Origin of the sequence: Streptomyces sp. NPDC088732, from assembly GCF_044751205.1 — a bacterium.
Taxonomy (GTDB): domain Bacteria; phylum Actinomycetota; class Actinomycetes; order Streptomycetales; family Streptomycetaceae; genus Actinacidiphila.
On record NZ_JBIVLI010000010.1, the window covers coordinates 56813 to 69300 of the forward strand.

Genomic DNA, 12488 nt, shown 5'->3' on the forward strand with positions numbered 1-12488 from the left:
ACGAGTCTGGTCCCTCGGCGAGGGCGGTGCTGGCGGGATTCGGACGTCGCATTCCCGCTGCTCAGGCATCCGGCGGTCCGCCCCGGGACAGGGTCTGCGCGGCGTTCCAGAGGTGGTGCACGGCGTAGCTGCGCCAGGGCCGCCATGCCTCGGCCTCCTCCAGCGGTACGCCCGCCAGCGCGGCGCCCGCGCGCACCCCCGCGTCGTCCTCCAGCAGGACGTCCGGGTCGCCCAGGGCGCGCATCCGCAGATAGCCGGCCGTCCAGGGGCCGATGCCGCGCAGGGCCAGCAGCGCCTTCTCGGCGGCGTCCCGGTCGGCCCCCGGGTCGAGGGCGACGGTGCCGCCGGCGAGCGCGGCGGCGAGGCCGCGCAGCGTGTCCCGGCGGGTACCGGGCATGCCGAGTTCCTCCAGCGACGCCCCCGCGAGGGTGTCCGCCGCGGGGAACAGATGGGTGAGGCCGCCGCTCGGCGCGGGCAGCGGCGTCCCGTACGCCGCCACGAGCGCGGCGCCCAGATGCCGGCCCGCGGCCAGGGTGACCTGCTGCCCCAGGACGGCGCGGACCGCCGTCTCGTGCGGATCGGCGGTGCCGGGCGCGCGCATGCCGGGGCGGCGCGCGGCCAGCGCCCCCATCGCCGGTTCCGCGGCCAGCCGTTCGGCCACCGCGTACGGGTCCGCGTCCAGGTCGAACAGGCGCCGGATGCGCTGGGTGGCGGTGGTCAGGTCGCGCAGCTCGCTCAGGTGCAGGCGGCACTCCAGCCAGCCGCTGCCGCTGCGGGCGGACTCGCCCACCTCGGCGACGGCGTGACCGCCCGGCAGGCGCAGCGTACGGCGGTAGGTGCGGCCGCCGGGGAGGCCGGTGACCTCCTCGATGCCCCGCAGGGCGCGCCGCTCCAGGTGGTCGAAGACCTGCCCGGTGTCGTAGGCGCCCCGGTAGGCGAGCCGTAGCGGAACCCCGGCGGCGGTCGCGCCCTCCGCGCCGCCGGTGGCGACGGCCGCGGAACGCCCGTTCCGGGGCCGGGCCGCGCGCAGTTCGGTGGGAGTCATGCCGTAGATCTCGCGGATCGTGTCGTTGAACTGCCGCACGCTCGCGAAACCGGCGGCGAACGCGATCCCGGCCGCCTGCATCCCCGTCGTCTGGAGCAGGATGCGCGCGGTGTGCGCCCGCTGGGCCCGCGCCAGGGCGATCGGGCCTGCGCCGACTTCCGCGTTCAGCTGCCGCTGCACCTGGCGGGCGCTGTATCCCAGGCGCGCGGCGAGGCCCGCCACGCCCTCGCGGTCCACGATGCCGTCGCCGATCAGCCGCATCGCCCGGCCGACGACGTCCGCCCGCACATTCCACGCGGCCGAGCCGGGCACGGCGTCGGGGCGGCACCGCCGGCAGGCCCGGAAACCGGAGCCCTGCGCGGCGGCCGCGGTCGGGAAGTAGCGCACATTGCGCTGCCGGGGTGTCACGGCGGGGCAGCTGGGACGGCAGTAGATCCCCGTCGTCGTGACGGCGAAGAAGAACTCCCCGTCGAACCTGGCGTCCCGGCTGCGCACCGCCTCGTACCTGCGGTCGTCCATCGTCACCACTCCACTGTGCGGCATCCCGCGGGCGAACACCGGCGGATATCGGACACGGAGTTCCGGCGGTGGCCGATCAGGCGTCGGTGGCCGTGCGGGCGCTGGCCACGTGGCCGATCCGCCACGCGAACACCGCCGCGCCGAGGAAGAGGCCGGCGAGCGCGCCGAGTGAGGAGCCCACGCCAAGGGTGGAGTCCGGCGAGATCCACCACTCCACGGCCTCTCCCAGTGCGGTGAGTGCCAGCGTGATGGCAAAGGCGGCGAGCGCCGCGCCGCGCCGGCCCGGCGGCCGGGTCCGGTACAGCTCCGCCACGGGAGCGCCACCGGCGAAGACAACGAGCCAGGCGGTGGGGACGGCACTGCTCGGCAGCAGTCCGAGCGGCCAGGCGATGAGTCCGAGGACCGTCAGGGGGACGAGCCCGACGATCAGGAACGCGACGACAGAGACGAGCAGGTCCCGGGCCCGGTACGTCACGGGGCCGGTCGCGGCCGTCTCCTCCTCCGACATGCCCGGAGCGTACCGGCCTGTCCCGCCCGGTGGGCACCCCCGCGACCACGGGGTTTCCGGAGGCGTGCCGTCCCCCGCTGGACACCTGGGAGCGGTGGTGCGGGCGGTAAATGGTTACGGCCCTGTCGGTGCCGCGCACTACAGTCCGCACAGCGAACGCACAACATCAACACGCAACAGGGGTGGGGATCCGATGGGCACGTCCAGGCGCATGCGCCTTGCCGTCACGGTGGGGGCCGCGGTCGTCGCGCTGACCGCGACGGCGGGCTGCGAGGCGGCGCACGACACGGCGGAGGCCGTGGGCAAGGCGGACACAATCGCGCAGATCCTCGCGCGGGTCACCGACCGCACCGAGAAGGTCGGGTCGGCGAAGGTCGACTTCACCACCGACCTCGGCCAGGGCACCCCGATCAACATGGTGGGTACCTACTCGTGGGGCAAGGGCCTTGCCTACGACGTCATGATGGACACCAAGGCGGCGCAGATGCAGGCGGTGCAGAACGACGCCAAGACCCGCGCCTTGCTGGTCGACGGCGCGTACTACTACAACGTGGACCCGCAGCCCGGGGGCCCGCTCAAGGGCAAGCACTGGGCGCGCATCGACATGTCGGCGCTTCTGGGCGACAAGGCCGCCGCGGCGACCGAGCAGTCCGGCGACCCGACCTCGGGGCTTCGCTACATCGGCCTGTCCAAGGACACCGAGGACCTGGGTGAGGAGTCGGTGCGCGGCACCAAGGCCCACCACTACCACGCCACCGTGGGCAAGAAGGACCTGGGAGCCGTGGGTGACGCGATGTCCGCGGACGAGAAGAAGAACCTCCTCAGCTCCATGACGGGTTCCGTCAACAGCATCGACATGGACGTCTGGGTCGACGGCAAGGACCTGCCGGTGCGGATCATCCAGGTGATGGGCAAGGCCAAGGTCACCATCGACTTTCTGGGGTTCGGCGACGCCAAGACCGTGACGGCGCCCCCGGCGTCGGACACCGCCGACCTCAGCGCCCAGGTGCGGGCGGCCCAGTCGGGGTCCTGACCGCCGCACGACCGCTTCACGAACGCCCCCGTCCGCGCGCCGCGGACGGGGGCGTTCGCGTGTCGTGACGTGCCCGCAGCCATGGGTTCACGGCCCCGTTTTTAAGTTAATTAGCAATTAATATTGACAGGCTCCGGACGTGCCGCCACAGTTTCCGCCGTGGCACCGACGCCCGGCCGGACCGGCGTGGGTGCCCGTGCAACCCAACTCCCGGGAGAGACCAGTGGCTTCGCATCGTGCAGGGGTGGGCAGCGCCTTCGGCGGCACGCTCCGCGGGATCGCCGGCCGGGGCGACGGTGTGCTCGCCGGGTTAACAGGGGTGGGCGGCCGCGTCCACCGGGCCGGGCTCTGAGCGTCGCTCCGCCGGTCCACCTCGCCCCGCGCTTGACCAGCTTGTTCGCTCCATCTGGTGCGCCCCCGGGCCTCGTTCGACCCGAGGCGCACCACCCCAGAAATAAATTAGTAATTAATCTTGACGGCGCGCTGACCACTGCGACAGTCTGTTCCTGCCGCACCCAGAGCCGGGCCGTCAGGGGGCCTCAGCTCCGTTCCGTGGGCACATTAGGAGTACACAGATGACCGCCATCAACGCCAGCCGCCGCCGGTTCCTCGTGGGAGCCGGCGCAGTCGGCGCCGGCGCACTGCTGAGCAGCTGCGTCACCCAGAGCCCGGCCGCATCCGGAGGAAAGTCCGGCGGCCCGGTGACCCTGCAGTCCAACCTCTCCTCCCCGCAGGCGAAGACCGCGATGCAGGAGATCGTCGCCGCGTTCGACAAGCGCGGGACGACCAAGGCGCAGCTCAACACCGTCGCCTCCGAGACCTTCCGCACGCAGCTGCCGACGTACCTCACCTCCGCCAACCCGCCGGACGCGTACACCTGGTACCCCGGTTCCGTCGCGGAGTCGTACGCCAAGAAGGACCTGCTCCTCGACATCAGCGACGTCTGGGAGAAGCCCGAGCTCGCCGGCTACTCCGACGCCCTGAAGAAGCTGTGCACCTCGGCCTCCAGCGGCAAGAAGGTCTTCGTGCCCACCAGCTACTACTGGTGGGGCATGTTCTACCGCAAGTCGAACTTCGAGAAGTGGGGCGTGCAGGAGCCCAAGACCTGGGACGAGTTCCTGGACCTGTGCGACAAGCTCAAGAGCAAGGGTGTCGCCCCCATCGGCCTCGGCGCCGGCGGCGACACCCCGTGGGTCGCCTCCGCCTGGTTCGACTACCTGAACATCCGGGTCAACGGTGCCACGTACCACCGTGAACTCCTCGCCGGCAAGCACCGCTTCGACGACCCCGAAGTGCGCAAGGTCTTCGACACGTGGGACCAGGCGCGCCCGTTCTTCGACCCCAACGGCACGGCGATCCCCTTCCAGGACGCCACCACCGCCCTGCTCCAGGGCCGCACCGGCATGATGCTGATCGGCACCTTCTTCGCCGACGCCGCGCCGAAGGACGCCCTCGGGGACCTGGACTTCTTCCAGTTCCCGATCATCGACCCCAAGGTGCCGGTCGCCGAGGAGGCGCCCACCGACGGCTACTTCGCCAGCGCCCGCACCCAGCGCGCCGACGGCGTCAAGGAGCTGCTGCGCTACCTGGCCACCGCCGAGGCGCAGGAGCTCTACCTCAAGAGCTCGTCCGGCACGACGCTGCCCACCCACCCGGACGCCAAGGACGCCGGCACCCCGCTGGTCCTCAAGGGCCGCAAGCTCATCGAGAGCGCCGCCGACCTCACCCAGTTCTTCAACCGGGACTCCAGCGACGCCCTCCAGCCGACCGCGGACACCGCGCTCGTGCACTACCTGGCGAAGCCCAAGGAGATCGGCTCCATCCTGACGACGTGGCAGCGCAGCGCACAGAAGATCTGGAGCCAGTGACAATGGCGCTGATCGGCTCCACACGACGGTCCAGGGCCACTCGGGTGCCCCCGGTGGTCCTGGCCTTCGTCCTCATCCCGCTGCTCGTCGAGGCGTTCTGGGTCTTCTGGCCGGCCCTCCAGGGGTTCTACCTCTCCCTGACCTCCTGGGACGGGCTGGGCGCCCCGAAGTTCGTCGGCCTCGGCAACTTCAGCGAGATGGTGCACGACGCGGTCTTCCGCACCGCCGCGATCAACACGGTGCTGTGGCTGCTGCTCTTCGGCGGGCTCTCCGCCGTCCTCGGACTCGGTGCCGCGCTGCTGCTCCAGCAGGAGCGGCGCGGCATCGCGTTCTACCGGGCGGCGCTCTTCCTGCCGGTGGTCTTCTCGCTGGTCGCCACCGCCCTGGTGTGGCAGGCGATGTACCAGCCGGACGGCCTGATCAACAACGTCCTCGAGGCGATCGGCCTCGGCGGCTGGAAGCACGCCTGGCTGGCCGACCAGGACACCGCCTTCTACGCGGTGATCGTGCCCGCGCTGTGGCGCCAGGTCGGCTACGTCATGGTGCTGTACCTGGCCGGGCTCAAGGGCGTCGACCCGGCGCTGTACGAGGCGGCGAAGGTCGACGGCGCCACCCGCTGGCAGCAGTTCCGGCACATCACCCTGCCGCAGCTGCGCAGTGTCAACGCGGTCGTCCTGTCGGTCATCGTCATCGACTCGCTGCGCTCCTTCGACGTCGTGTGGGCGCTCACCCGCGGCGGCCCGTACCACTCCTCCGAAGTGCTGAGCACCTACATGTACTCCACCGCGTTCCAGTCGCTGCGGCTGGGATACGGCTCCGCGCTCGCCGTCGTCATCTTCGTGCTGGCCTTCGGCGTCATCGCGAGCTACCTCGTGCGTGCCTTCAGGGAGGCCGACTGATGACCGCCACCCACGCCACCTCGCGCGCCGAGGACCACGAGGGCCACAAGGACGCGGCGGACCGGGCCGGTGGGGTCCCGGCCGTGCGGCCGCACCTCTCCCAGCGGCGCGGCCGTGCCCTGCGCACCGCCGGCTTCCACCTCTCCGCGGGACTGCTGTCCGCGCTGTGGCTGCTGCCGATCGCCCTCGTCCTGGTCACCAGCACGCGGACGTTCGACGACATCGCCGCGCACGGTGTCGGCAGCTGGCCGCACTCGTTCACCTTCGACAGCTTCCGTCAGGCGTGGGTGGACGGCGGCCAGCAGCGCGCCCTCATCAACAGCATGCTGGTCACCGTTCCCACCGTGCTGCTCTCGCTCGGCCTCGCCTCCATGGCCGCGTTCGCGCTCAGCCGCTACGACCTGCCCTTCCGGCGCGTCCTGCTGCTGATCATGCTCGGCGGCAACCTGCTGCCCCCGCAGATCCTGCTGATCCCGGTCTCCAAGCTGAGCGAAGTGCTCGGCATCTACGACCAGTTGTACGCCCTGATCGGCGTGCAGGTCGGCTTCGGCGTCGGCTTCTACGTCTTCGTCCTGCACGGCTTCATGCGGTCGATCCCCGGCGAGATCCAGCAGGCCGCCGTCATCGACGGCGCGAACCCCTGGCAGATCTACTGGCGGATCATCCTCCCGCTGGCCCGCCCGGCGCTGGCCGCGCTGTGCGCACTGTCGTTCACCTGGATCTTCAACGACCTGCTGTGGGCCATCACGGTGCTGCGCACCGACACGCAGATGCCCATCACGGCGTCCCTCATCGGACTCCAGGGACAGTACGTGTCGATGTGGAACGTCATCGCGGCCGGCTCGGTGATCGCCGCCGCCCCGACGGTGGCCGTCTTCCTCCGCTTCCAGCGCCACTTCGTGGCCGGACTCAACCTCGGAGCCGTCAAGTGACCGCGCACGACCGGTGGCTGTTGCGCACCGACACCACCACCTATGCCGTCACCCTCGGCGGCGAGGGCCGCTGGGCCGAGCTCGCCGCCTGGGGGCCGCACGGCGCCGAGGACGGCCCGTCGCCCCTGGACTGGTCGCGCCGCACCCACTTCATCACGCCCGCCGACGCCGCCCCGGCCGAGTACATCCCGCACGGGCTGCGGCCGTTCACCGGCGCCGACCTGATCGCCTCCCGCCCCGGCGGCGACCGCGGCAGCTGGTGGCGGTTCACCGGCGCCACGCAGGACGGCGACCGGGCACTGCGTCTGGACTTCGCCGACGACCTGCTCGGGCTGCGCACCACGCTGTGCTACGAGACGGTGCCGGGCACCGACGTCGTCCTGCGCTGGACCGAGCTGACCTGCACCGGGGACAGCGACGTACGGCTGGAGCGCTTCGACTCCGCCGCCGTCAACGTCCCCGTCCAGGGCGGAGCGCGGCTGAGCTACCTGTCGGGCCAGTGGTCGCAGGAGTTCCAGCTCAAGGACGTCACCCTGGAGCGCGGGCGCTTCGAGATGGAGAGCACCCAGGGCTCGGCCGGACACGCCTACCACCCCTGGCTCGCCGTCCAGGACGCCGCGTCCCCCGCCGAGGGCGCCACCCCCACCTACGGCATCGCCCTGGAGTGGTCCGGCAACTGGCGGATCACCGCCGACGCCGAGCCCGGCGGCGCGGTGCGCGTGCGCGCCGGCCGGGTGCCCCACGAGGGCGCGGTCCGCCTCGCCCCCGGCGCGACGCTCGTCACGCCCCGGCTGGCCTGCGCGTTCAGCCCCGACGGGCTCGACGGGCTGGCCCGCGTCTGGCACCGCTACGAGCGGCACCTGACCGGCGGGCGCATGGACCGCCCCCGCAAGGTGCTCTACAACTCCTGGGAGGCGACCGGCTTCGACGTCGACGCCGGGAACCAGCTGGAACTGGCGAAGGTCGCCGCCGAACTCGGCGCCGAACTCTTCGTGGTCGACGACGGCTGGTTCGTGGGACGCCCCGACGACACCGGCGGCCTCGGCGACTGGGACCCGGACCCGGCCGAGTTCCCCGGCGGGTTCGACCGGTTCGTCGAGGACGTGCGGGCGCTGGGCATGGACTTCGGCCTGTGGGTGGAGCCCGAGGGCATCAGCCCCCGCTCGAAGCTGTACGCCGAGCACCCCGAGTGGGTGTACCGGATCGACGGCCGGCCCGCCACGCTCGTGCGCAACCAGCTGCTGCTCGACCTCGGCCGCGAGGACGTCCAGGACTTCGTCATCGGCACGCTCGACCGGCTGCTCGGCTCCCACGCCATCAGCTACCTCAAGTGGGACATGAACCGGCCCCCCACCGAGCGCGGCCGCCCCGGCCACCCGGCGGGCGCCGACCCCGAGCTCCAGGACCTCGACGCCGCCCACGTCGCCGGCTACCTGCGGGTGCTGGACCACCTGCGCACCGCGCACCCGCACGTCACCGTCGAGGGCTGCGCGGGCGGCGGCGGACGCGTCGAGCACGCCACCATCGCGCGCACCGACGTGGTGTGGCCCAGCGACAACACCGCGCCCATGGACCGGCTGCGCATCCAGTACGGATACCTCCACGCGCACGCCCCGCACACCATGAGCTCCTGGGTCACCGACGCCCCCGGCGTCTTCGACCCGCGGCCCCGCTCGCTGGCCTTCCGGTTCGTCAACTCCGCCGCCGGCGTGCTCGGCATCGGCGCCGACATCCGGCACTGGACGCCCGAGCAGCGGGCCGAGGCCGCGCGGTGGATCGCCCGCTACAAGGAGGTCCGCGACGTCGTCCACCACGGCGAGGTCCACCTGCTGGGCAGCCCCGCCGACCCGACCTGCGGCATCCAGTACGAGGAACCGGGCGGCGCCCGCCTGGTCGTGACGGCCTGGAACACCGGGACCCTCGACGGCGCGCCCCTGGTGTCCGGCAGGCACGCCCGGCTCCGGCTGCGCGGCCTCGCGCCCGACTCCGTCTGGACCGACACGGCCACCGGAACCCGCTACAGCGGCGCCCATCTGCTGCACTCGGGACTGCCGTTCGCGTGGACGGCACAGTACGACGCGGAGCTCGTCGTCCTGGCACGCCAGTGACGGCCGGGCGACAATCTGCACCCATGGCACGGAACGAACAGGAGACGACCAGCCCCATGAACCCAGCGGCCCGCTTCACCAACCGCGTCGCCGTCGTCACCGGTGCCGCCTCCGGCATCGGCGCCGCCACCGCGGCGCGACTGGCCGCCGAGGGCGCCGCCGTCGTGCTCGTCGACATCGCGGCCGACCGCGGGGAGGAGACCGCCGCCCGGCTGCGCAAGGACGGCGCGCGCGCCGCCTTCGTCGCCGCCGACGTCGCGAGCGAGGACGACTGGCGGCGGGTCGTCGACGCCGCGCACGGCTTCGGGCCGGTCGGCGTCCTGGTCAGCAACGCCTACACGGTGCGGGTCGCCCCCGCTCACGAGACGAGCCTCGCGTCCTGGGAACGGCAGTTGTCGGTCAACCTCACCGGTGCCTTCCTCGGCTTCAAGGCGGTCCTGCCCGACCTGCGCCAGGAGCGCGGCGCGGCGGTCCTCACCTCGTCCGTTCACGCCCACCACGGCATCCCCGGCCACCCGGCCTACGCGGCAAGCAAGGGCGCGCTGCTGTCGCTGTGCTCGCAGCTCGCCGTCGAGTACGGACCGGAGGTGCGCGTCAACGCCGTGCTGCCCGGGCCGATCCTGACCGCCGCATGGGACCGGGTACCGCAGGACGAACGCGAGCAGAGCGTCGCCGAGACGGCGGCCGGCCGCTTCGGAACCCCCGAGGAGGTCGCCGCCGCCGTCGCCTTCCTCACCGCCGAGGAAGCCTCGTACATCACCGGAACGAGCCTGGTGGTCGACGGCGGCTGGAGCGTCGTCAAGTCCTCCGCCTGACACCCGGAGAGCCGCTCCCGTCCCGAACGACCAGCAAGAAAGGCATACACATGACGCCATACGCGCGCCGCGGAGTGCACGGCCAGACCGTGGAGACCCTCGCCCGCCGAGTGCTCAGCGGCGAGATCCCCGAGGGAGCGACGCTCGACATGGCGGCCCTGCAGGACGAACTGGACGTCAGCCTGACGGCCCTGCGCGAATCGCTGAAGGTGCTCGCGGCCAAGGGCATGGTCGACGCCCGGCAGAAGCGCGGCACCTTCGTGCGGCCGCGCGCCGACTGGAACCTGCTCGACGCGGACGTGCTGCGCTGGCAGTTCTCCGAGAGCAACGGTTCCGGCGCCGACCAGGCGCTGCTGCGCAACCTCGGCGAGGTGCGCGGCATCATCGAACCCGCCGCCGTACGGCTGGCCGCGTCCCGCCGCACCGACGAGGACCTGGAAGCGCTCGACGCGGCCCTGGCCGCCATGGGCGAGGAGGGCAGCGCGAGCCACGCCGTCGAGGCCGACCTCGCCTTCCACCGCGCGCTGCTGGCGGCCACGCACAACGAACTGCTGGAACGCATGGAGATGGTCATCGAGTCCGGTCTCGCCCAGCGTGACGAGATCGTGCACAGCGCCCCCCACAGCGAGGACCCCGTGCCGAGCCACCGCGCCGTCCTGGACGCCGTGCGCGACCGGGACGCGGACGCGGCGGAGAACGCCATGCGTGCCCTGCTCGACCAGGCGATGCGCGACCTGGACAAGGTCAGCGGACCGCACGGCAGCGAGCAGCCCCCCACCGAAGAGAAGGACGACCCCGCAAAGTGAAGATCGCGCGCATCGAGACGTTCCTCGTGCCGCCCCGTTGGCTGTTCTGCCGCATCGAGACCGACGACGGTGTCGTCGGCTGGGGCGAACCCGTCGTCGAGGGCCGCGCCGAGGTGGTGCGGGCCGCCGTCGAGGTGCTGGCGGAACAGCTCATCGGCAAGGACCCGTTGCGCATCCAGGACCACTGGCAGGTGCTGACCAAGGGCGGCTTCTACCGCGGCGGGCCGGTGCTCTCCAGCGCCGTCGCGGGCATCGACCAGGCCCTGTGGGACATCGCGGGCCGCACCCTCGGCGTCCCCGTGCACACCCTGCTCGGCGGGCCGGTGCGCGACACCGTCCGCGTGTACGCCTGGGTCGGGGGCGACGAACCCGCCCGGCTGAAGGACGAGATCACCGCCCAGGTCGAGGCCGGCTTCACCGCCGTCAAGATGAACGCCGCGGGCGCCACGCCGCCGCTCACCAGCCCCGCCGAGACGGCCGCCGTCGTCGAGCGCGTCGCCGTGGCGCGCGAGGCGCTGGGCGCCCACCGCGACGTCGCCGTGGACTTCCACGGCCGCTTCACCGCGGCCAACGCGCGGCGCGTGCTGCACGAGATAGCCCCGCTCCACCCGCTGTTCGTCGAGGAGCCCGTGCTGCCCGACCAGGCGCACCTGCTTCCCGGCCTGGTCGCCGCCTCCAACGTCCCGGTCGCCACCGGTGAACGGCTCTACGGCCGCGCCGACTTCCTCACCGTGCTCAACGCCGGTGTCGCCGTCGTGCAGCCCGACCTCTCGCACGCGGGCGGCATCTCCGAGGTCACCCGGATCGCCGCGCTCGCGGAGACCTTCGGCGCCCACCTCGCGCCGCACTGCCCGCTCGGGCCCATCGCGCTCGCCGCGAGCCTCCAGGTCGCCTTCGCCACGCCCAACTTCCTGATCCAGGAGCAGAGCCGGGGCATCCACTACAACAAGGACGCCGACCTGCTGTCGTACGTGGTCGACCCCGAGCCGTTCCGCTTCGTCGACGGGCAGGCCCGCCGTCCTGAGGCGCCCGGTCTCGGCATCGACGTCGACGAGGAGGCCGTGCGCGCCGCGGACCGCGCCGGGCACGCCTGGCGCAACCCCGTCTGGCGGCACGCCGACGGCTCGTTCGCCGAATGGTGACCGCGCCGCGGCCGGTGCCGCTCACCGTCGCCACCGACCCGGCGCACGGCGGCCGCTGGACTTCGCTCGCGGGCGGCGGCCGCGAATGGCTGTGGCACCGCGAGGAGCCGCGCCGCGCGGGCGTCGCGCCCGGTGACGCGTTCGCCGACGCCGGGGGACTGGAGGAGTGCGTGCCGACCGTGCGCGGACTCCCCGACCACGGGGACGCCTGGTCGCGGCCGTGGCGGGCCGACGGCGACGGCGACGGGTACACCGTGGAGTGCCCCGACTTCCGGCTGACCCGCCGCGTCACCGCCGAGGCGGGCGCCGTCGTCGCCGCGTACACGCTGCGCGCCGAACCCGGCTACCGCTTCGTGTGGGCCGCCCACGCGCTGCTGGACCTGTCGCCCGCCGCCCGGCTCGGCGTCGACGGGCGGCCCGCCGCCCGGCTCTACCCGGACGAGGGCGCGACCCAGGTCCCCGGCACCTGGCCCACCGTGGGCGGCTTCCCGCTCGACGTGCTCGGGCCCGACGACGGGACCGCGGTCGGCGCCGTCGTCGACACGGGCCGGATGACGGTCACCGACGGCCCCGACACGCTGCACCTGGCGCTCGAGGCGGAGGGGCAGCCGGTTGCCGTCGCGCTGTGGCGCAACCTCGGCGCCTTCCCGGCCGACGCACCGTACCGCTCCACCGGCGTCGAGCCGATGCTCGGCCGCGTCTTCGACCGCGCGGGCGCAAACGAGGGCGACACGGCCGTCGTGCCCGCCTCCGGCGAGGTCTCCTGGCGGCTGACCGCCACCGCGACCCGCCGCACCTGAACCACCCACCAGC

Annotated in this window: 11 protein-coding genes; 9 read left to right on the forward strand and 2 right to left on the reverse strand. The window is 72.8% G+C overall.

Annotated elements, in window-relative coordinates:
* Positions 1-61: 61 nt before the first annotated feature.
* Positions 62-1564 carry an AlkA N-terminal domain-containing protein gene (locus tag ACIP9H_RS18310; protein WP_401959775.1) on the reverse strand — a complete coding sequence of 501 codons (1503 nt, stop codon included), beginning with the start codon at positions 1562-1564 and terminating at the stop codon, positions 62-64.
* Between the two features lie 76 nt (positions 1565-1640).
* On the reverse strand, positions 1641-2072 hold the full coding sequence (locus tag ACIP9H_RS18315) for a hypothetical protein (RefSeq protein ID WP_401586763.1): 432 nt from the start codon (positions 2070-2072) through the stop codon (positions 1641-1643).
* A gap of 193 nt (positions 2073-2265) precedes the next feature.
* Between ACIP9H_RS18315 and ACIP9H_RS18320 the strand changes: the two genes are divergently transcribed.
* The 9 genes from ACIP9H_RS18320 (at position 2266) to ACIP9H_RS18360 (ending at position 12475) form a co-directional block, all read left to right on the forward strand.
* On the forward strand, positions 2266-3105 hold the full coding sequence (locus ACIP9H_RS18320; RefSeq protein ID WP_401586766.1) for a hypothetical protein: 840 nt from the start codon (positions 2266-2268) through the stop codon (positions 3103-3105).
* A 575-nt stretch (positions 3106-3680) separates the two neighbouring features.
* The gene (locus ACIP9H_RS18325) at positions 3681-4973 is read left to right on the forward strand and encodes an ABC transporter substrate-binding protein (protein ID WP_401586769.1); all 1293 of its coding nucleotides are present in this window, start codon (positions 3681-3683) and stop codon (positions 4971-4973) included.
* 44 nt (positions 4974-5017) lie between these two features.
* Positions 5018-5872, forward strand: coding sequence for a carbohydrate ABC transporter permease (locus ACIP9H_RS18330; protein WP_401586772.1), 855 nt, complete (start codon positions 5018-5020; stop codon positions 5870-5872).
* Positions 5872-6804, forward strand: coding sequence for a carbohydrate ABC transporter permease (locus ACIP9H_RS18335; protein ID WP_401586775.1), 933 nt, complete (start codon positions 5872-5874; stop codon positions 6802-6804). Before ACIP9H_RS18330 ends, ACIP9H_RS18335 begins: the two co-directional genes overlap by 1 nt.
* A complete protein-coding gene (locus ACIP9H_RS18340; RefSeq protein WP_401586777.1) occupies positions 6801-8912 on the forward strand; it encodes an alpha-galactosidase in 2112 nt (703 codons plus the stop codon). Before ACIP9H_RS18335 ends, ACIP9H_RS18340 begins: the two co-directional genes overlap by 4 nt.
* Positions 8913-8968: 56 nt before the next feature.
* A complete protein-coding gene (locus ACIP9H_RS18345) occupies positions 8969-9727 on the forward strand; it encodes an SDR family NAD(P)-dependent oxidoreductase (RefSeq protein WP_401587321.1) in 759 nt (252 codons plus the stop codon).
* 50 nt (positions 9728-9777) lie between these two features.
* Positions 9778-10533 (forward strand): FadR/GntR family transcriptional regulator, encoded by a 756-nt coding sequence (locus tag ACIP9H_RS18350; protein ID WP_401586780.1) that lies wholly within the window; start codon positions 9778-9780, stop codon positions 10531-10533.
* Positions 10530-11675: a galactonate dehydratase gene (gene dgoD, locus ACIP9H_RS18355; RefSeq protein WP_401586782.1), complete on the forward strand. Its 1146-nt coding sequence runs from the start codon at positions 10530-10532 to the stop codon at positions 11673-11675. Before ACIP9H_RS18350 ends, dgoD begins: the two co-directional genes overlap by 4 nt.
* Entirely contained in the window at positions 11669-12475 is an 807-nt protein-coding gene (locus ACIP9H_RS18360) for a hypothetical protein (RefSeq protein WP_401959778.1), read from the forward strand. Before dgoD ends, ACIP9H_RS18360 begins: the two co-directional genes overlap by 7 nt.
* Positions 12476-12488: the final 13 nt, after the last annotated feature.

Excerpts from the sequence above, each read along its gene's own strand:
- ACIP9H_RS18310 (WP_401959775.1), bottom strand. The coding sequence starts at position 1,564 with ATGGACGACCGCAGGTACGAGGCGGTGCGCAGCCGGGACGCCAGGTTC.
- ACIP9H_RS18315 (WP_401586763.1), bottom strand. The coding sequence starts at position 2,072 with ATGTCGGAGGAGGAGACGGCCGCGACCGGCCCCGTGACGTACCGGGCC.
- ACIP9H_RS18320 (WP_401586766.1), top strand. The coding sequence starts at position 2,266 with ATGGGCACGTCCAGGCGCATGCGCCTTGCCGTCACGGTGGGGGCCGCG.
- ACIP9H_RS18325 (WP_401586769.1), top strand. The coding sequence starts at position 3,681 with ATGACCGCCATCAACGCCAGCCGCCGCCGGTTCCTCGTGGGAGCCGGC.
- ACIP9H_RS18335 (WP_401586775.1), top strand. The coding sequence starts at position 5,872 with ATGACCGCCACCCACGCCACCTCGCGCGCCGAGGACCACGAGGGCCAC.
- ACIP9H_RS18345 (WP_401587321.1), top strand. The coding sequence starts at position 8,969 with ATGAACCCAGCGGCCCGCTTCACCAACCGCGTCGCCGTCGTCACCGGT.
- ACIP9H_RS18350 (WP_401586780.1), top strand. The coding sequence starts at position 9,778 with ATGACGCCATACGCGCGCCGCGGAGTGCACGGCCAGACCGTGGAGACC.
- ACIP9H_RS18360 (WP_401959778.1), top strand. The coding sequence starts at position 11,669 with ATGGTGACCGCGCCGCGGCCGGTGCCGCTCACCGTCGCCACCGACCCG.